General features: G+C 70.9%; 25 protein-coding genes. 14 read left to right on the top strand and 11 right to left on the bottom strand.

Annotated elements, in window-relative coordinates; all coding sequences use genetic code 11:
• Window positions 1–92 precede the first annotated feature (92 nt).
• A complete protein-coding gene (locus OG841_RS05200) occupies window positions 93–1,046 on the top strand; it encodes a ribose-phosphate diphosphokinase (RefSeq protein ID WP_328642561.1) in 954 nt (317 codons plus the stop codon).
• A gap of 7 nt (window positions 1,047–1,053) precedes the next feature.
• Here OG841_RS05200 and OG841_RS05195 read toward each other — a convergent pair whose 3' ends face one another.
• Window positions 1,054–1,470, bottom strand: coding sequence for an anti-sigma factor antagonist (locus OG841_RS05195; protein WP_328642562.1), 417 nt, complete (start codon window positions 1,468–1,470; stop codon window positions 1,054–1,056).
• Between the two features lie 134 nt (window positions 1,471–1,604).
• Window positions 1,605–2,042: a MarR family winged helix-turn-helix transcriptional regulator gene (locus tag OG841_RS05190; protein WP_062040119.1), complete on the bottom strand. Its 438-nt coding sequence runs from the start codon at window positions 2,040–2,042 to the stop codon at window positions 1,605–1,607.
• A 103-nt stretch (window positions 2,043–2,145) separates the two neighbouring features.
• Here OG841_RS05190 and OG841_RS05185 point away from each other — a divergent pair, with 103 nt between their 5' ends.
• The gene (locus OG841_RS05185) at window positions 2,146–3,600 is read left to right on the top strand and encodes an aldehyde dehydrogenase family protein (protein ID WP_328642563.1); all 1,455 of its coding nucleotides are present in this window, start codon (window positions 2,146–2,148) and stop codon (window positions 3,598–3,600) included.
• Between the two features lie 42 nt (window positions 3,601–3,642).
• Window positions 3,643–4,749, top strand: a complete 1,107-nt coding sequence (locus tag OG841_RS05180; protein ID WP_328642564.1) for an NAD(P)-dependent alcohol dehydrogenase — start codon at window positions 3,643–3,645, stop codon at window positions 4,747–4,749.
• Between the two features lie 4 nt (window positions 4,750–4,753).
• Here the strand turns inward: OG841_RS05180 and OG841_RS05175 are convergent, their stop codons facing one another.
• Complete coding sequence (locus OG841_RS05175; protein WP_328642565.1) at window positions 4,754–5,704, bottom strand: NADP-dependent oxidoreductase; 951 nt, start codon at window positions 5,702–5,704, stop codon at window positions 4,754–4,756.
• Between the two features lie 71 nt (window positions 5,705–5,775).
• Here OG841_RS05175 and OG841_RS05170 point away from each other — a divergent pair, with 71 nt between their 5' ends.
• Window positions 5,776–6,735, top strand: a complete 960-nt coding sequence (locus OG841_RS05170; protein WP_328642566.1) for a GlxA family transcriptional regulator — start codon at window positions 5,776–5,778, stop codon at window positions 6,733–6,735.
• Between the two features lie 25 nt (window positions 6,736–6,760).
• Here the strand turns inward: OG841_RS05170 and OG841_RS05165 are convergent, their stop codons facing one another.
• Window positions 6,761–7,324 (bottom strand): TetR/AcrR family transcriptional regulator, encoded by a 564-nt coding sequence (locus OG841_RS05165; RefSeq protein ID WP_266555964.1) that lies wholly within the window; start codon window positions 7,322–7,324, stop codon window positions 6,761–6,763.
• Window positions 7,321–7,683 carry a DUF1304 domain-containing protein gene (locus OG841_RS05160; protein WP_326660909.1) on the bottom strand — a complete coding sequence of 121 codons (363 nt, stop codon included), beginning with the start codon at window positions 7,681–7,683 and terminating at the stop codon, window positions 7,321–7,323. Before OG841_RS05160 ends, OG841_RS05165 begins: the two co-directional genes overlap by 4 nt.
• A 92-nt stretch (window positions 7,684–7,775) precedes the next feature.
• On the opposite strand from OG841_RS05160, the gene OG841_RS05155 reads away from it, so the two are divergent.
• The 4 genes from OG841_RS05155 (at window position 7,776) to OG841_RS05140 (ending at window position 9,193) form a co-directional block, all read left to right on the top strand.
• Window positions 7,776–7,907, top strand: coding sequence for a hypothetical protein (locus OG841_RS05155; RefSeq protein WP_371563749.1), 132 nt, complete (start codon window positions 7,776–7,778; stop codon window positions 7,905–7,907).
• Window positions 7,888–8,232, top strand: a complete 345-nt coding sequence (locus OG841_RS05150) for a GNAT family N-acetyltransferase (protein ID WP_371563748.1) — start codon at window positions 7,888–7,890, stop codon at window positions 8,230–8,232. The genes OG841_RS05155 and OG841_RS05150 overlap by 20 nt, the downstream gene beginning before the upstream one ends.
• Window positions 8,233–8,254: 22 nt before the next feature.
• Entirely contained in the window at window positions 8,255–8,722 is a 468-nt protein-coding gene (locus tag OG841_RS05145; RefSeq protein ID WP_328642567.1) for a pyridoxamine 5'-phosphate oxidase family protein, read from the top strand.
• A gap of 78 nt (window positions 8,723–8,800) precedes the next feature.
• Window positions 8,801–9,193, top strand: coding sequence for a VOC family protein (locus OG841_RS05140; RefSeq protein ID WP_326660904.1), 393 nt, complete (start codon window positions 8,801–8,803; stop codon window positions 9,191–9,193).
• A gap of 1 nt (window position 9,194) precedes the next feature.
• Here the strand turns inward: OG841_RS05140 and OG841_RS05135 are convergent, their stop codons facing one another.
• Together OG841_RS05135 and OG841_RS05130 are read right to left on the bottom strand one after the other, a co-directional pair.
• Window positions 9,195–9,491 carry a DUF4235 domain-containing protein gene (locus tag OG841_RS05135; protein ID WP_328642568.1) on the bottom strand — a complete coding sequence of 99 codons (297 nt, stop codon included), beginning with the start codon at window positions 9,489–9,491 and terminating at the stop codon, window positions 9,195–9,197.
• Between the two features lie 41 nt (window positions 9,492–9,532).
• Window positions 9,533–10,552: a glutathione S-transferase family protein gene (locus OG841_RS05130; protein WP_328642569.1), complete on the bottom strand. Its 1,020-nt coding sequence runs from the start codon at window positions 10,550–10,552 to the stop codon at window positions 9,533–9,535.
• A 95-nt stretch (window positions 10,553–10,647) separates the two neighbouring features.
• Between OG841_RS05130 and OG841_RS05125 the strand changes: the two genes are divergently transcribed.
• Window positions 10,648–11,619, top strand: coding sequence for a cation diffusion facilitator family transporter (locus OG841_RS05125; RefSeq protein ID WP_328642570.1), 972 nt, complete (start codon window positions 10,648–10,650; stop codon window positions 11,617–11,619).
• 62 nt (window positions 11,620–11,681) lie between these two features.
• Here OG841_RS05125 and OG841_RS05120 read toward each other — a convergent pair whose 3' ends face one another.
• Complete coding sequence (locus OG841_RS05120) at window positions 11,682–12,131, bottom strand: nitroreductase family deazaflavin-dependent oxidoreductase (protein ID WP_328642571.1); 450 nt, start codon at window positions 12,129–12,131, stop codon at window positions 11,682–11,684.
• A 225-nt stretch (window positions 12,132–12,356) separates the two neighbouring features.
• On the opposite strand from OG841_RS05120, the gene OG841_RS05115 reads away from it, so the two are divergent.
• Both OG841_RS05115 and OG841_RS05110 read left to right on the top strand, forming a co-directional pair.
• Window positions 12,357–13,556: a cytochrome P450 gene (locus OG841_RS05115; protein WP_371563743.1), complete on the top strand. Its 1,200-nt coding sequence runs from the start codon at window positions 12,357–12,359 to the stop codon at window positions 13,554–13,556.
• A gap of 11 nt (window positions 13,557–13,567) precedes the next feature.
• Window positions 13,568–13,768, top strand: a complete 201-nt coding sequence (locus OG841_RS05110) for a ferredoxin (protein ID WP_371563741.1) — start codon at window positions 13,568–13,570, stop codon at window positions 13,766–13,768.
• Here OG841_RS05110 and OG841_RS05105 read toward each other — a convergent pair.
• On the bottom strand, window positions 13,743–14,228 hold the full coding sequence (locus OG841_RS05105; protein WP_371563738.1) for a hypothetical protein: 486 nt from the start codon (window positions 14,226–14,228) through the stop codon (window positions 13,743–13,745). The two genes, OG841_RS05110 and OG841_RS05105, sit on opposite strands and share 26 nt — an antisense overlap.
• A 128-nt stretch (window positions 14,229–14,356) precedes the next feature.
• Window positions 14,357–14,908, bottom strand: a complete 552-nt coding sequence (locus OG841_RS05100; protein ID WP_328642575.1) for a TetR/AcrR family transcriptional regulator — start codon at window positions 14,906–14,908, stop codon at window positions 14,357–14,359.
• Between the two features lie 106 nt (window positions 14,909–15,014).
• On the opposite strand from OG841_RS05100, the gene OG841_RS05095 reads away from it, so the two are divergent.
• From OG841_RS05095 to OG841_RS05085, 3 genes are read left to right on the top strand one after another with little or no spacing between them, the layout of a single operon-like run.
• On the top strand, window positions 15,015–15,473 hold the full coding sequence (locus tag OG841_RS05095; RefSeq protein ID WP_328642576.1) for a nuclear transport factor 2 family protein: 459 nt from the start codon (window positions 15,015–15,017) through the stop codon (window positions 15,471–15,473).
• Window positions 15,474–15,482: 9 nt separating this feature from the next.
• A complete protein-coding gene (locus OG841_RS05090) occupies window positions 15,483–16,010 on the top strand; it encodes a flavoprotein (RefSeq protein WP_328642577.1) in 528 nt (175 codons plus the stop codon).
• Between the two features lie 55 nt (window positions 16,011–16,065).
• Complete coding sequence (locus OG841_RS05085) at window positions 16,066–17,037, top strand: aldo/keto reductase (RefSeq protein ID WP_328642578.1); 972 nt, start codon at window positions 16,066–16,068, stop codon at window positions 17,035–17,037.
• On the opposite strand, the gene OG841_RS05080 is transcribed toward OG841_RS05085, so the two are convergent.
• Entirely contained in the window at window positions 17,038–17,838 is an 801-nt protein-coding gene (locus OG841_RS05080) for a phytanoyl-CoA dioxygenase family protein (protein WP_328642579.1), read from the bottom strand.
• Window positions 17,839–17,864: the final 26 nt, after the last annotated feature.

Here is a 17,864-nt window from a genome sequence, read left to right as displayed (position 1 = left end):
ACCGCAACCGAATATCGGCGGCCGGGCGGCCGGTGTGCGAGCCCAGTAGCATGAGCCCGGCAGCCCGAGATGATCATCCTAGGAGCAGGTCCGTGCGAGACATCGCCGTGTTCAGCGGTAGCGCCCATCCCGAGCTGGCGGCGGAGGTCTGCGCACATCTCGGTGTGCCGCTCAGCCCCACCCGGGTCAGCCGGTTCGCCAACGACTGCCTGGAGGTGCAGCTCCAGGCGAACTGCCGGGAGCGGGACGTCTTCCTCATCCAGCCGCTGGTCAGGCCGGTCCAGGAGCACCTGGTGGAGCTGCTGCTGATGTGCGACGCGGCCCGTGGTGCCTCGGCGCGCCGGATCAGCGTCGTCATGCCGCACTACTCCTACGCCCGCTCCGACAAGAAGGACGAGCCCCGCATCTCCCTCGGCGGGCGGCTCGTCGCCGACCTGATGGTGTCGGCCGGGGCGAGCCGTGTCCTCGCCATGACCCTGCACTCCCCGCAGGTGCACGGCTTCTTCTCGGTGCCCGTCGACCATCTGCACGCCCTGCGCGAGCTGGCCGCGCACTTCCGGCAGTACGACCTCTCGCGCACCACCGTCGTCTCCCCGGACCTCGGCAATGCCAAGGAGGCGGCCGCCTTCGCCCGGCTGATCGGTGCCCAGGTGGCCGCGGGTGCCAAGCAGCGGTTCGCCGACGACCGGGTCAGCATCAGCGACGTCATCGGCGAGGTCGCCGGACGGGACGTCATCGTGCTGGACGACGAGATCGCCAAGGGCAGCACGGTCCTGGAACTTCTCGACAGGCTAAGGGAGTTGGGCCCGCGCTCCATCCGGGTCGCGTGCACGCACGGTCTGTTCGCGGACGGTGCCCTCAAGAGGATCGGCGAGCAGCCCGACGTACTGGAGATCGTGTGCACCAACACCGTGCCGGTCCCCGACGAGGAGCGCACCGACAAGTTGCGGATCCTGTCCATCGCCCCGGCGCTCGCCGAGGCCGTACGGCGCATTCACAACGGTGAGTCCGTCAGCGCCCTGTTCGACGCGCCCCGGAGTGAGTAGCGCACGGTCATAACGTCTCGGACGTGGCCTCGGGCCGGCCCAGGGCCGCGTCCAGCGACGGCAGCGGGGGCAGCAGCCGGGAAAGGCCGGTCACCCGGATGACCCGCAGGGTGAGCGGATGTGTGCAGACCAGGAGCAGCGTGCCGTTGTTGTCGAGCACGCGCGAGCGTGCCCGGTACAGCAGCCGCAGCCCGGAGCAGTCGAAGAACTCCACGGCGCTGAGGTCGATGACCAGCCGGGCGTCGGGATGGCCCGTGACGCGGTCCAGGTGGGGCAGGAGCTCCACGGCCGCGGCGATGTCGATCTCCCCGCGGAACTCCAGCACCGTGTGACCGCGGTCCTGGTGGACGCGCAGATGCCGGGACGGCGGTGCGGATTCCTGCTGCACGACGACATCGCCTCCAACCGGCTCCACAGGCGGCATGGGGTGCGTGCGAATCCGTTCCCCCGCCCTGCAAGTTACCCTCGATGGAGTGAATTTGAGCATGTTCGATTGACATATGTCTGCGAATTGCAGCCGCCAGTTCGCACCGGGCGCGCGCGGGGCTCGCGCCCGGCTCACGACAGGGCGTGCCAGGCCCTGGTCAGCGCCTGACGGAACTGCTCGGTCTGGTGCGCGGTAAGGTCCCGCACCATCCGCTCCTCCAGCTCCCGCACGGGGCCCTCGTGCTGTGCGAGCAGCGCGCGCCCCTCCTCGGTCAGCAGGATCAGCAGCTCGCGGCGGTTCTTCGGATTGCGCTCCCGGCGCACCAGCCCGCGGGTCTCCAGGGAGCGCACGAGATCGGCGATCGACTGGGCGGTGACGAACGAGTCCCGGGCCAGTTGAGCCGCCGACAGCCCGTCGTGCCGCTCGAGGACCGTGAGGGCCGTGTACTGCAGAGCGGTGATCCCGGACGGCCTGACCAGCTCGTCCAGATGGGAACGGACGACGAGCTCCACCTGTTTCACCATGTAGAGGAGCGACGGGGGCGCCTTGGTCACCTGTGTCTCGAGCATGGGTTCAGGCTAGACCATTGACAGGAAACCTGTCCGTAAAGAGACTGCGAACCAACAGGAATCCTGTTTGTTGAAATCTTGGCGACGAAGCTGAGGAGCGGCGATGTCCCCCATCGAGATCGAACCCGGACGGCTGTTTGTGGGCGGCCAGTGGCGTGAGGCCGCCGACGGCGCACGCACCGAGGTGGTCGACCCGTCCCGGGGCGTGGTCGTCACCACCGTCGCGGAGGCCGGCGCCGCCGACGTGGACGCGGCCGTCCGCTCCGCCCGGGAGACCTTCGACGGCGGCACCTGGTCCGGCCTCAGCGGTCGCGAGCGGGGCCGGATCCTGCACCGGGTCGCCGAGCTGATACGCGAGAACGCCGACGAACTCGCCCAACTGGAGAGCCTGGACGTCGGCAAGCCGATCTCGCTGTGCCACGCCGTGGACGTGACCAACGCGGCCAACGACTACGAGCACTTCGCGGCCCTCGCCCACTCCCTGGACGGCGCCGTCCGCAACACGCCCATGAACGCCCTCGCCTACACCAAGCGCGAGCCGCTCGGCGTGGTCGCCGCGATCACCCCGTTCAACTTCCCGCTGATCCTCGCCGGTTCCAAGATCGGCCCCGCGCTCGCCGCCGGCAACACGGTCGTGCACAAGCCGGCCGACGAGACCCCGCTCAGCGCTCTCTACATGGCCGGACTGCTCCAGCGGGCCGGCGTCCCGGACGGGGTCGTCAACGTGGTCACCGGCACCGGGCCGGTGACCGGCGAGGCTCTGCTGCGCCACCGCGGGGTCGACAAGGTGGCCTTCACCGGTTCCACCGCGATCGGCCGGCACGTGGCGGCCACCGCGGGCGAGGCGCTCAAGCCCGTCACCATGGAACTCGGCGGCAACGCGGCCAACATCGTCTTCGAGGACGCCGACCTGGAGAAGGCGGTCGGCGCGATCATCAAGGCCTTCGTCTTCAACACCGGCCAGTTCTGCATGGGCGGCCCGCGTCTGCTCGTGGCGCGCTCGGTCCACAGCACCCTGCTGGGGATCCTCGCCGAGGCCGTGCCCGGCGTGCCGGTCGGCGACCCGCGCGACCCCGGGACCGTCGTCGGTCCGATGGCGGGGGAGAAGCACCTGAAGAAGGTCGAGGAGTACGTCGACCTGGCCCGCAAGGAGGGCGGCCGGATCGTCTGCGGCGGTGAGCGGCTCGACCTCGACGGCGGCTTCTACTACAAGCCCACCGTGATCGCCGACCTCTCCAACGACTCCCGGGTCGTGCAGGAGGAGATCTTCGGACCGGTGCTGACCGTGCAGCCCTTCGACACCGAGGACGAGGCCGTCGCCCTCGCCAACTCCACGCCGTACGGCCTCGCGTCGGGCGTCCAGACCACGAACCTGGCCCGCGCGCACCGGGTCGCGGACCGACTCCAGGCGGGCATCGTCTGGGTCAACGACTGGGCGATGCTCGACCCCGCGGTGCCCTTCGGCGGGGTCAAGGACTCCGGCTACGGCCGCGAGTACGGCCCCGAGGCGCTCGACGCCTACACCAGGGTCAAGTCCGTCGTCGTCTCGCTCGACTGAGTGCGCGCCCGAACACGCTCGAAGACAAAGGGAGTTCGTACGATGCCCACCACCACCCGCGCCGCCGTCGTCGAGTCCGGCGGAGCACCCTTCACCCTCTCCGACATCGAGCTCGACGAGCCCGGGCCGCACGAGGCGCTCGTCCGTATGGTCGCCACCGGGCTGTGTCACACCGACCTCGGGGTGGCGAGCGGCGGACTGCCCTTCCCGCTGCCCGGAGTCCTCGGACACGAGGGCGCGGGAGTCGTCGAGGCCGTCGGACCGTCCGTCACCGGCGTCGCCCCCGGTGACCACGTCGTGCTGTCCTTCACCTCCTGCGGCGACTGCCGCAACTGCGACGGCGGCCACCCCGCCTACTGTGCCGGCTGGCTGCCGCTGAACCTCCTCGGCGGCCGCCGGGCCGACGGCACCAGCACCATCAGCCGGGACGGCGAGCCGCTCGGCGGGCACTTCTTCGGCCAGTCCTCGTTCGCCGAGCGCGCCCTGGTCGACGAGCGCAGCCTCGTCAAGGTCGACCAGGACGTGCCGCTGGAGTCCATCGCCCCGCTCGGCTGCGGAGTACAGACCGGCGTCGGCGCCGTGTGGAACGTCCTGAAGCCGGTCACCGGTTCCACGATCGTCGTGCTCGGCGCCGGAGCGGTCGGCCTCTCCGCCGTCATGGCCGCCGCCCTCACTCCCGCCACGACGATCGTCGCTGTCGACCGGGTCGGCGAACGCCTCACCCTGGCACGGGAGTTGGGCGCCACCCACACCGTCAACGCGGCCGAGGAGGACCTCGCCGAGGCGCTCGCCGCCCTCACCGGCGGCCAGGGCGCGGACGGCATCGTGGAGACCACGGGCAACGTCACCGTCCTGCGCCAGGGCGTCGACGCGCTCGGCGCGCGCGGCACGGTGGTCGTCGTGGGCGCCCCGCCGTTCGGCACCGAGGTCTCCCTCGACGTCAACGGGCTCCTCGGCGGCAAGCGGGTCGTCGGCCTCACCCTCGGAGATGCCGAGACCCAGAGCTTCATCCCCGCCCTGGTCCGTCTGGTGAAGGAGGGGCGCCTCCCGCTGCACCGCCTGATCAGCACCTATCCGTTCGCGGACATCGACCAGGCGGTGCGGGACATGGGCGCGGGCAAGGCGATCAAGCCCGTGCTGACGTTCTGACGGGTCAGTCGACCACCAGAACCAGCTTGCCCTTCGTACGGCCGGTGTCGCCCAGCGCATGCGCCTCGGCGGCATCGGCCAGCGGGAAGGTCCCCGCGATCGTGGCCCGCAGCTCGCCCTTCTCCACCAGGTCCGTGATCGCGTTCATCCCGGCGCGGTCGGCGTCCACGAGCATCCGCACGGCCCTGACGCCCAGCCGCTCGGCCTCCTCGCCGAACTCGTCCGAGCCGACCGGCAGGATCGACACCACGATCCCGCCCGGCCGCAGCACCCGCAGCGAGCGCACGGAGATGTCGCCGCCCAGCGTGTCCAGCACCACGTCGACGTCCTTCACCGCCTCGGTGAAGTCGGTGTCCCGGTAGTCGATCACCTCGTCCGCGCCCAGCTCGCGCAGGAAGTCGTGCTTGCCCGCGCTCGCGGTACCGATCACGTACGCGCCCCGTGCCTTGGCGATCTGCACGGCCACATGGCCCACCCCGCCGGCCGCCGCGTGGATCAGCACCCGCTGCCCCGGCCGGAGTTCCGCGTTCTCGACCAGCGCCTGCCACGCGGTCAGCGACACCAGCGGCAACGCGCCGGCCTGCGTGTGGTCGATCGACGACGGCTTGTGTGTGAGGGCCCGCACCGGCGCGACGACGTACTCGGCGTGCGAACCGTGGCCCCACGGGTACGGCAGCATGCCGAACACCTCGTCACCGGGCTTGAAGGTGGCGACCCCGATGCCGACCGCCTCGACCACGCCGGAGACGTCCCAGCCGAGGACGAACGGCGGCTCGCCGAGGAAGCCGCCGGTGGCGCGGTGCTTCCAGTCGGTCGGATTCAGGCCGGCCGCCCGCACCCGGACCAGTACCTGGTTGGGCCGCGGCGCGGGGCGCTCGACCTCGATCTCCTCGAGGACCTCGGGACCGCCGAGGGTGGCCTGGCTGATGGCTCGCATGGTGTTCACAGTGCTCATGGTGGTCCAGCCTGCCCGGCCCCGCCCGCCGAGGAAATGGCATGATTGCCAAGCTTCGATAGGATCGTGCCATGCGAGATGCGGAGCGGACCGAGCGGGTCGTGGTGCTGGCCCTGGACGGCGTGTACCCCTTCGAGTTGGGCATCCCCAGCCGGATCCTCGGCGCGGCCGACGGCCGGTACGAGGTGCTGACCTGTTCGGTCGACGGTCGACCGGTGCGCAGCAACGCCGACTTCACCATCGGCGTCGCGCACGGGCCGGAGATCCTGGCCACCGCCGGCACCGTGGTGATCACCCCCGTCTCGCCGGAGCGGATGCCCGCCGAGCTCCCGGAGGAGGTGCGCGAGGCCCTCGCGTACGTCCGGCCCGACGCCCGGATCGTCTCCATCTGCACCGGCGCCTTCGTCCTCGCCGCGGCCGGTCTCCTGGACGGCCGGCGGGCGACGACCCACTGGCAGCTCGCCGGCCGCTTCCGGAGCATGTTCCCGCACATCGACCTCGACCCCGACGTGCTCTTCGTCGACGACGGCCGCATCCTCACCTCGGCCGGAGCGGCCTCCGGGGTGGACGTCTGCCTGCACCTCGTCCGCAAGGACCACGGCAGTGAACTCGCCAACGCCGTCGCCCGCCGCTGTGTGGTCCCGCCGTTCCGGGACGGCGGCCAGGCCCAGTACATCGAGCAGCCGGTCCCGGAACAGGGCGCCGCGAGTACCGCCGGGACCCGCGCCTGGGCGCTGGAGCGCCTCGACGAGTCCCTGACCCTGGCCGACCTCGCCGCCCACGCCCGGATGAGCCTGCGCACCTTCGCCCGCCGCTTCAACGACGAGGTGGGCATGAGCCCCGGCCGCTGGCTCATCCAGCAGCGTGTCGCCCGGGCCCGGCACCTCCTGGAGTCCAGCGACCTGGCCGTCGACCAGATCGCCGGCCGCGTCGGGTTCGCCACGGGCGCGTCCCTGCGACAGCACCTGCACGCGGCGATCGGGGTGTCACCGCAGGTGTACCGGCGGACGTTCCAGACGGCGGCGCGCTGAACGTTCGCCTGCACGTGATCCGGCCTCACCGGCTCGCGTGCAGCGCGACCAGCAACTGCCAGACCTGGTCGGCGATGTCGGCTGCGCCGGCGTCGAGCAGTCCGTGCAGCCAGTCGGCCAGTACGCCGGCGAAGGTGGCGGCGACCGCGGAGGCGACCAGGGGGGCGTCCGCCGCGCCCGCGAGCTCGCGCTCCCGCAGACTGTAGGCCCGCAGGTCCCGGTGCAGGACCCTGCCGAGGGGGCCGCCGCCGCCCGGGGCGAGCAGGGACCGGTACAGGGCGGTGTGCGGGGTGAGCGAGCCGAAGAACTCCGCGAGCGCGGGCGGCGCGTGCACCGGGTCGGGCCGCCCGCGCCAGGCGTGCAGCGCCTCCACGGCGTCCCGTACGACATCGGCGCAGGCGTCGACGGCGAGCGCCTCCAGGCCGTCGTAGTGCACGTAGAAGGTCGCCCGCCCGACCCCGGCCCGCCGCACCAGCGCGGCCACGCCGACCTCCTCCAGCGGCCGCTCGGCGCACTCCGCGAGCAGCGCCTCCCGCAGCCGCGCCCGGGTGCGCGCCGCCCGCGGGTCCTCGGGTGCGGCGCGGGTCACTGCGCCACGAGCACGGCCGCCAGGGCGAGCGCGCCGGGCAGCGCCTGAGCGGCGAGGATCCGGACATTGGCGGTGACGGCGCCGTACACACCCGCGACGATCACGCACACCAGGAAGAACACCTGCGCCCGGAACCCGGTCGGATCCCCGGCCACGAGCCCCCACACGAGTCCCGCCGCGAGGAACCCGTTGTACAGCCCCTGGTTGCCGGCCATGGCGGCGGTGGCCCGGGCCATCTCCGGGTCGAAGCCGTGAAAGGACATCCCCGGCTTCTTCTGCCACAGGAACATCTCCATCACCAGGATGTACACATGCAGCGCCGCCACCAGGGCGACCAGCACATCGGCCAGGATCTCCATCAACTTTCCTCACTTCTTGGACGTGTGTCCACTATAGCTGGACAACCGTCCAGGAAGTCCAGCTGTCAGTGCCGCCCGCCAGCGTGCGCGCCATGACCGATCAAGACGTGACCGTCCGCCGCGCCCGCCCCGACGACATCCCGGGGCTTGTTGCCTCCAGCGCGGGCCTGTTCGCCCAGGACGCCGGAACCAGGGCTCGTCCTGGTGGTGGTTCACGACGGTGAGGTGGTCGGACATCTGACGGGATCCTTGACGGAACCGTCCGCCGTGCGGCCGGTGAAGTCGGCCACGCTGAACAGCCTGTACGTCCGCCCGGCCCATCGGCGTGCGCGGATCGGCGGGCAGTTGGTGGCGGAGTTCCTCGCCTGGGCCGGGGCCGAGGGGGCCGCGCAGGCGGAGGTCGACGCCTACGCGGCCAACCAGGAGGCGATCCGCTTCTACGAGCGCCAGGGGTTCGGGGCCCAGGCCGTCACGTTGCGGTACGACCTCGGCGGAAAGACGGAGGTGGAATCCGGTGGGAACGGCCAGACTGATGCCGTCAGTCGATGATCCAGCAGGAGGACGCCCGCCGATGGCCGCACAGCCCGCACGCCCCGCCGAGCAGCGTAAGCAGGACACCCTGAACCGACTGGAGCACGACGAGGACGTCTGGGTCGCCACGGCCCCGGACGACGGCTCGGGTGTGCCGTATCTCGTCCCGCTCTCGTTCCTCTGGGACGGCTCCACCATCCTCCTGGCCACCCCGGCCGACAGCCCCACCGGCCGGAACCTGAAGGCGACCGGCAGAGTGCGCCTCGGCCTCGGGCCCACCCGGGACGTCGTGATGATCGAGGGCACCGTCGACACCGTCACCCAGGCCGAACTGACCGGCGAGGAGGGGGACCGGTTCGCCGTGCGAACCGGCTTCGACCCCCGCCGACTCGCCACGCCCTACCTGTACTTCAAGGTCCACCCGCAGCGGGTGCAGGCCTGGCGGGAGGCCAACGAGCTCACGGGGCGTGTGGTGATGAGGAACGGACAGTGGCTGGTCGGCGACTGAATCGGTCGTGCCGGGATATCCGCAAGGTACGAGGCCGCGGGGCGCCAACACCCCGTGGCCCAACCCTTCGGAGGAGACATGGCACTGGTGAAAACGGGGGTCGTCGTGCTCGACTGTGCCGAGCCCGAGAAGCTCGCCGTGTTCTACAAGGAGCTGCTGGACGCCGAGGAGACGGACGCGACCGCCAACCGCGTGGAGATCAGGGGCGCGGACGGCTTCCGGCTCGGGTTCCGCCGCGACGTGAACGCGACACCGCCGAGCTGGCCCCGTCCCGAGAACTCCCTCCAGGCCCACATCGACTTCGTGGTGGACGACCTGGACGCGACGGAGCGCAAGGTGGTGGAGCTCGGCGGGCGCCCACTGGAGACGAAGGACGCCTCGGGGCCGTACGAGGAACGTGGCTACGCCGACCCCGCCGGCCACTCCTTCACCCTGCGCTTGGTCACACCGACCGCGCCCAAACAGGGCTGAGTCAGTCCCGGCCGCCCTTGTCGGAGGCCGGCCAGGTGCCGGTGGACCGCTCGATGGCCTTCGCGCCGGTGCGGTCCACGGCACTGCGCACCGCGGCGAAGATGGCGCCCTGGATGGCGGCCGCCAGGAGGATCTCCCCCCAGCCGCGGTCCCGGTCCAGGGCGTCGGGCGCGTCCTCCTCGTGCCGGATCGCCATCCAGGTCTTGCGGAAGGCCAGTCCCGCGAGCCAACCGCTCGACCAGCCGAGGACGAATCCGAGGGGCTGGTAGGCGAGGGGCAGCTTCTTCTTCTTGGCCATGGGAGTCTCCTAGGTCGGGTGAGTCGTTGATCGGGGGGCGATCAGGGCCGTCCCTGTGCCGGAACCTGCTCCTGCGGGGGAGGCGGCCCCGGCGGGGTCCCGTCGCCGAACGGACGGCCGCCGAGCTCCTCACGGTGATGCGGCGTCAGCCAGCCCGCCAGGTCCGGCCCGAGCGGCACGATGCCGGTCGGGTTGATGCCGGTGTGCACGTGGTAGTAGTGCCGTTTGATGTGGTCGAAGTCGACGGTGTCGCCGAAGCCCGGCGTCTGGTAGAGGTCGCGGACGTACGCCCACAGCACCTCGTTCTCCGTCAGCTTCCAGCGGTTGCACTTGAAGTGACCGTGGTAGACGGCGTCGAAACGCACCAGTGTGGTGAACAGCCGGATGTCCGCCTCGGTGAGGGTGTCCCCGACGAGATACCGCTGCCCGGCCAGGCGCGAGGCCAGCAGGTCGAGTCGGCGGAACACGCCCGCGCACGCCTCCTCGTACTCCTTCTGGCCGGTGGCGAAGCCCGCCCGGTACACACCATTGTTGACGTCCTCGTACACCTCCGCCATCACCGTGTCGATCTCGTCGCGCAGCGCCCGCGGATACAGGTCGGGCGCGCCGTCCCGGTGCAGGGCCGTCCACTCGGTGGCCAGGTCCAGGGTGAGCTGCTGGTAGTCGTTGGTGACGAGCTTCCCGCTGGGCACGTCCACGAGCGCGGGCACGCTGACCCCGCCCGGATAGTCGCTCTCCCGCCGGTCGTAGGCCTCGCTGAGGTAGCGGATGCCGAGCACCGGGTCGCGGTCGTCCGGGTCCAGGGTGAAACGCCAGCTGCGGTCGTCCTGGATCGGATCGGCGATCGCCATCGACAGCGCGTCCTCCAGGCCGAGCAGCCGTCGCGAGATCACTGCCCGGCTCGCCCAGGGACACGCACGGCTGACCACCAGCCGGTAGCGGCCGGCCTCCACCGGCCAGCCGTCCCGGCCGTCGGCGGTGACCCGGTCCGCGAAATGGCTCTTGGACCGCTTGAACGCCTTCTGGCCGTACGAGCTGTTGCCGTCGTCGGCGCTGCCCATGCTTCCTCCCGTAGTACGCCTTTCCTGGTGGACGCGTTCCCCGTTTTCGGCAGTCGGCACGGTGTGAGTGCCGGGGAGCCGGGCAGTCGGCGAAGGTGAGCGGGACATCGAAGAGCAACACAGCGGACCGGAAAACACGCGTCACCGTGCTGGTGGCGCTCGCGGCGAACCTGGTGATCGCGGTCGCCAAGGCCGTCGGCGGCCTCCTCGCGGGCTCTCCCGCGCTGCTGTCGGAGGCGGCGCACTCCGTCGCGGACAGCCTCAACGAGGTCTTCCTGCTGGCCGCGCTGCGCCGCAGCCGTCGCCCCGCCGACCGGCGGCATCCCTTCGGTTACGGCAAGGAGCGGTTCTTCTGGTCGCTGATCGCGGCCGTCGGGATCTTCGTGATGGGCGGCTGCTTCTCCGTCTTCCAGGGCATCGAGGCGCTGCGCAACGGCGCCGAGGAGAAGCTCAGCGGCTATGTGGCCGGCCTGATCGTGCTGGGCGTGGCCTTCATCGCCGAGGGGATCTCGCTCGTGCGGGCGCTGCACCAGGTGCACAGGCAGGGCGGGGCCGCCCAGGGCATGCGCGACCCCACCCTGCGCACGGTCGTAGCGGAGGACGGCACGGCGGTGCTCGGTGTGACCCTCGCCATGGCCGGCATGGCGCTGCACATGGTCACCGGGCAGGTCGTGTGGGAGGCGTCCGCCTCACTGGCCATCGGTGTGCTGCTCGTCTACGTGGCCTACCGGCTCGGACGCGAGGCCAAGGGACAGCTGATCGGTGAGGCCGCGGACCCGGAGGTCGCTGCCCGGATCAGGGCCCTGCTGGACGCTCAGCCCGAGATCGACAGCGTGGAAGCGCTGTTCACCATGAAGATGGGGTTGGACTCGGTCCTGGTGGCCGCCCGTGTGGATCTGGTGCCGGGCCTGGACAGCGAACAGGTCGAGGAGGTCGCCGTACGCATCAAGCGGTCCGTCGCCCGGACCGTGCCCGAGGCGGACCAGATCTTCCTCGACGTGACCGACCGGCCGGCCCAGGAGGCACGAGAAAGCCCCGCCGCGACGGGGGAACGCGGCGGGGCCTGAGGCACGGGTGCCCGGCCGAAACCGGGTCATGCGTCTTCGACGGAAGATTTTCCCGAAGTCGCTCAGACCTCTTCGGCGGGCTCCAGAACGAAGACCGGGATCACCCGGTCCGTCTTCTTCTGGTAGTCGGCGTACGGCGGGTACGCGGCGACGGCCCGCTCCCACCACTCGTCCTTCTCCGCACCGGTGATCTCGCGGGCCGTGAAGTCACGCTTGACCGCGCCGTCCTGGAGCTCGACATGCGGGTCGGCCTTGACGTTGTGGTACCAGACCGGGTGCTTGGGTGCGCCGCCCAGCGAGGCGACCACCGCGTAACGCCCGTCGTGCTCGACGCGCATCAGCGGGGTCTTGCGGATGCTGCCGCTCTTCGCGCCCCGGGTGGTCAGCACGATGACCGGCATCCCCGTGTCCAAGAGCGTGTTCCCCTTGGTGCCGCCGGAGCTCTCGTACAGCTCCACCTGCTCACGCACCCACTGGGTCGGGCTGGGCTCGTACTCGCCCTCAAGAGGCATGGTCTACGTCTCCTCGTCGTCTGCTACGGGGTTCTCGTACGGGACTGCAACACCGTCCTGAACGGTAATCATCCCCCCGCACCTGGTTGTACACCCGGGACCGCCCGACGGCGATCTCCGGCCAGATTGCCCCCACCGATCTGGCCGAACTTCTCGTCGCCCTATAGATGCCCCGAGCATCTAATGAAGATCTGCACGACGCACCCTTCGTCTGCGAGGTCTTCCATGACGGAAACGGAACCTGTCGCCTTCCCCCAGGACCGGACCTGCCCCTACCGCCCGCCCACCGGCTACGAACCCCTGCGCGCCGCCCGCCCGCTGTCCCGGATCACCCTCTTCGACGGCCGTCCGGCCTGGCTGGTGACCGGACACGACACGGCCCGCGCCCTGCTTGCCGACCCCCGGCTGTCCACCGACCGCACCCGCGACGGCTTTCCCGCGCCCACGGCACGCTCCGCGGCGATCAAGACCCGGAGGACCGCGCTGCTGGGAGTCGACGACCCGGAGCACCGTGTCCAGCGACGCATGATGGGCCCCAGTTTCACGCTCCGGCGGGCCACCGAACTGCGTCCCCGCATCCAGCGGATCGTCGACGAACGCATCGACGCGATGATCGCCCAGGGGCCACCCGCCGAGTTGGTGAGCGCCTTCGCGCTGCCCGTCCCGTCGGCCGTGATCTGCGCCCTGCTCGGTGTGCCCTACACCGACCACGACTTCTTCGAAGGGCAGTCCCGGCGACTGCTGCGCGGTCCCGCGGCTGCGGACGTCATGGACGCTCGCGATCAACTGGAGGAGTATTTCGACGAGTTGATCGACCGCAAACAGAAGCGGCCGGAGGCCGGTGACGGCGTACTCGACGAACTCGTCCACCGGCAGTTGCGGGACGGGGAGCTGACCCGCGAGGAACTGATCGCGCTGGCGATCATCCTGCTGGTCGCCGGCCACGAGACGACCGCCAACATGATCTCGCTCGGCACTTACACCCTCCTCCAACACCCCGACCGGCTGGCCGAGTTGCGCACCGACCCTGAGCTGATCCCGAACGCGGTCGAGGAACTGATGCGCATGCTGTCGATCGTCGACGGGCTGCTGCGGATGGCTCTCGAGGACATCGAGGTGGCCGGGACGACGATCCGGGCCGGCGAGGGAGTCCTCTTCTCGACCTCGGTCGTCAACCGCGACGAGGGCGTCTACACCGACCCGGACACCCTGGACTGGCACCGCCCCGCCCGCCACCACATCGCGTTCGGCTTCGGCATCCACCAGTGCCTCGGCCAGAACCTCGCCCGCGCCGAACTGGAGATCGCCCTGCGCACCCTCTTCGAAAGGCTGCCCACCCTCCGCCTCGCCGCCCCCGCGGGTGCGATCCCGTTCAAATCCGGCGACTCGATCCAGGGGATGCTGGAACTCCCCGTGACCTGGTAAGAGGCCCGCCCATGCACATCGACATCGACAAGGACGCCTGTATCGGGGCGGGCCAGTGCGCGCCGGCCGCACCGGGTGTCTTCACCCAGGACGACGACGGCTTCAGCATGCTTCTGCCCGGCCGGGAGGACGGCGGCGGCGACCCCATGGTCCGGGAGGCCGCCCGGGCGCGCCCCGTCGCCGCCATCACCGTGTCGGAGACGGTGAGCTGAACCGGCCAGGCGGGTCGAGCACCCCCAGCTCGACCCGCCGCAGCCGGGCCGGCTCGGCGACGACGTCGTACGCAGTGATCCGCCCGCCCTCGACCGTCACGGTGAGCGCCAACAGCAGCCGCCCGCGCGGGGCGACGACGAGGCCGACGTCCCCGTCGACCAGGGCCGCGGCCGCGAACCGGGACCCCTCGCGCAGAGCCACGGTCCCCTCGGCCACCGCGCGGGCACCCCGCAGCTCCGCCGGCACCCCGGGCGGCAGCGCGGCCGGGTCCGCCCGGCGCACCACGTCCGGGGCCGGCATGTCCGGCAGCCCGCCCAGGTCACCGCCGCGCGCGGCGGCCAGGAACGCCTCCACCAGCTGCCGATGCCGGCCGAGCTCGGCCTCCGGGACGGCGGGGGTGCCCCGGACCTTCAGCCGGGCCCTGCCGGCGAGCTTCTTCGCGAGCTCGGCGTACGGCACCTGCATGTCGTGGCGGCCGAACTCACCCCGGCCGGTCTGCTGCCGCACCTGGCGGGTCTGAAGGATCTCGTGACGGACTCCCTCGACCGGGCCCGCGCGCAGGTGACGGCACTCGCCGCCGTCTGACCTCAGCGCGGCTCCAGCAGCGTCCGGACCGCCTCCCGCGCCTGCGCCGCGGGCCGCGTGCTCCGCGTGATGCCCGCGGTCACCATGGCCCCCTCGGCGAGCAGGAAGAGCGGCCCGGCCAGCGCCGCGGGCCGCCCCGCGGCGGCCACGAGTGAGGCGAAGTAGTCCCCGAATGCCCTCTTGTGCGCCCGGACCTGGTCCGCCACCCGGTCCGAGGTCGCGCCCAGCTCGCCGTACGAGTTGATCCACGCGCACCCGCGGAAGCCCTCCTCGCCGAACCACTCCTCCAGCCAGTCGAAGACCGCGAGGATCCGTTCCTCAGGGGACGACCGGAGTTCCACGAACTCGGCCAGCCGCCCCCGCCACCGTCCGTCCCGCCGCTCCAGATAGGCCTCCACCAGCTGCTCCTTCGCCGGGAACAGCTGGTAGAGCCGCTTGAGGGAGACGCCGGACGCGCCCCGTATGTCGTCCATGCCGACGGACTGGATGCCCCGCCCGTAGAACAGCTCCTCGGCGGCGTCCAGCACCCGCTCGCGGGCCACTGCGCTGTCCATGGACGACCACTCCTTGACGTGAGAACGCGCGTTCTCCTACGGTAACAGGCAACCGGGAGAACGCGCGTTCTCCCCTGTTCCGGCCGCTTCGGCCACGGAGGATGACATGACCGACCGCCCGCCCCTGCCGCCCTTCACCCGCGAGAGTGCCGTCCAGAAGGTGCAGGCCGCCGAGGACGCGTGGAACACCCGCGATCCGCAGCGGGTGGCACTCGCCTACTCCGAGGACTCCGTGTGGCGCAACCGCGGGACCTTCGTCACCGGGCGCGCCGGGATCGTCGAGTTCCTCACCGCGAAGTGGGCACGCGAGCGGGAGTACGCGCTGCGCAAGGACCTGTGGGCCCACGACGGCAACCGCGTCGCGGTCCGCTTCCAGTATGAGTGCCAGGACACCGAGGGGCAGTGGTGGCGGTCGTACGGCAACGAGCTGTGGGAGTTCGACGAGCACGGGCTGATGACCCGGCGCGAGGCGAGCATCAACGACGTGCCGATCGAGGAGAAGGAGCGCCGGATCCACGGACCGCGCCCCGCGACCGAGCGGGGGCTGTCCTTCCCGCTTCAGTAGGGTTCCGGCGTGACCGAACAGGACGAGATACCGCCCTTCTTGTACGTCGTCGTGTGCGCCGCCGGCATCGCGGCGGATGTCGGAAAGCTGATCACCGCCGCGCAGGAGCGGGAGTGGCAGGTCGGCGTCATCGCCACGCCCACCGCCATGAACGGCTTCTTCGACACGGCGGCCGTAGAAGCGGCCACCGGATACCCGATCCGCTCCGCATGGCGGCGGCCGGGGGACCCGCGGCCCTTCCCGGATCCGGACGCGGTCGTGGTGGCCCCGGCCACCTTCAACACGATCAACAAGTGGGCGGCCGGAATCGCGGACACCCTCGCGGTGGGCACACTGTGCGAGGTGGCCGGCCGGGGCGTCCCGATCGGCGTCCTGCCCTGTGTCTCCGACGACCTCGCCGGTCACCCCGCCTACCAGGACAGCCTGACCCGGCTGCGGGGGATGGGGGTGCGCTTCGGACATCCCCATCAGGGCCCCGAGGGCGAGGAGTTCGGGTGGGAACGGGCGCTGGATCTGGTCGAGCCGGGAGGATGCTGAAGCGCGAAGTCGTACGCTCCCCTTCGGACCTCTCTCGACGTCAGGAGCAGCAACGATGCAGTACGTGAAGCTCGGTTCGACGGGCCTGGACGTCTCGCGGATCTGTCTGGGCTGCATGTCCTACGGCCTGCCGGACCGCGGCGTGCACGAGTGGACCCTCGACGAGGGGGCGTCGCGGCCACTGATCCGGCAGGCCCTGGACGCGGGCATCAACTTCTTCGACACCGCGAACGTCTACTCCGACGGCACCAGTGAGGAGATCGTCGGCAAGGCCCTCGCGGACTTCGCGAACCGCGACGAGATCGTGCTCGCGACCAAGGTGAACGGCCCGATGCGGTCCGGTCAGAACGCCGCCGGACTGTCCCGCAAGGCGATCATGACGGAGGTCGACCACAGCCTGCGGCGCCTCGGCACCGACTACGTCGACCTCTACCAGATCCACCGCTTCGACCCGCGCACACCGGTCGAGGAGACGATGGAGGCGCTGCACGACCTGGTGAAGGCGGGCAAGGTGCGTTATATCGGGGCCAGTTCGATGTACGCCTGGCAGTTCTCCAAGATGCAGTACACGGCCGAGCGGCACGGCTGGACGAAGTTCGTGTCCATGCAGAACCACTACAACCTCCTCTACCGCGAGGAGGAGCGCGAGATGCTGCCGCTCTGCGCCGACCAGGGCGTCAGCGCCCTGCCGTGGAGCCCGCTGGCCCGCGGCCGCCTGACCCGGGACTGGGGCACGGTCACCGACCGCAGCTCCACCGACAACTTCGGCAGCCGCCTCTACCAGGAGGGCGACCGCACGATCGTCGAGGCCGTCACCCGCATCGCCGGCGACCGGGGCGTCCCGCGCGCCCAGGTGGCCCTGGCCTGGCTCCTGGCCCAGGACACGGTGGCCGCCCCGATCGTGGGAGCGGGCAAGCCGCACCACATCGAGGACGCGGTGGCAGCGGTCGAACTGGAGCTCAGCGAGAAGGAGATCGAGGAGCTGGAGGGTCCGTACACGACCCGTCCGATCGCCGGTCACAGCTGACTAGTGCGGCCCGTGCGGTGCGAACTCCGTGCCGCACGGACCCGCCCCCTCGCTTTCCGGCAGTGGCACCCGTGCTCCGCTCATCGACAACGTCCGGTAGTAGTGCCCGATCCGCTGGGTGGAAGCCCCCACGTAGTGCCCGATGAACGACCGACGGAACCGGTCGGCCGTGCGGTTCGGCTGCGAGCCGTGCACCAGGCTCCCGTTGAAGAACAGCACATCCCCCGGCGTCATGTCGACGGGAACCGCGGCGAGCCCCGGTGGCGGTGCCACGTACTCCCGCGCGAACGACACCTGCGAGTCCGCGAGTTCGGGGCAGAACAGGTCCATCCGGTGCGTGCCCGGGACGACCTCAAGACCTCCGTTGTCCCGGTCGATCACATCGCAGGCCACCCAGGCCGCGACACAGGTGCCCGGTTCGACCCGCAGATAGAAGTTGTCCTGGTGCAGCGCCTGCCCCCGCGCCCCCGGCGGCTTGAAGTAGAACATGCTCTGCGCGGCCAGCACCTCCTCCCCGAGCAGCGTCTCCAGCACCTCCCGCAGCCGGGCGTCCAGCAGGAGGTGCAGCGCGAGGTCGTTGATCTCGTGCGGCTGCATCACCCGCGGATACCTCCGCAGCGGGTCCGTCGACTCGCCCGGCGCACTCGGCTCGAAATGTCCCGGCACCGGCCCGCCGGAGTGCAGTGCCGTGAACTCGCCGCACAGCCGGTCGATCTCGTCGCGTGCGAACAACCCGCGCGCGACCATGAAGCCGTCCTCCTGGAACTGCCGGACCCCTGTCTCGATGCCTGTGACTGTCATGCGGACCCTCTCTGGTGCGATGTGTT

It is taken from the genome of Streptomyces canus, from assembly GCF_041435015.1.
GTDB lineage: Bacteria > Actinomycetota > Actinomycetes > Streptomycetales > Streptomycetaceae > Streptomyces > Streptomyces canus_G.
Note: the sequence above shows the minus strand (reverse complement) of the source record. Positions and strands in the feature narration are given on the sequence as shown.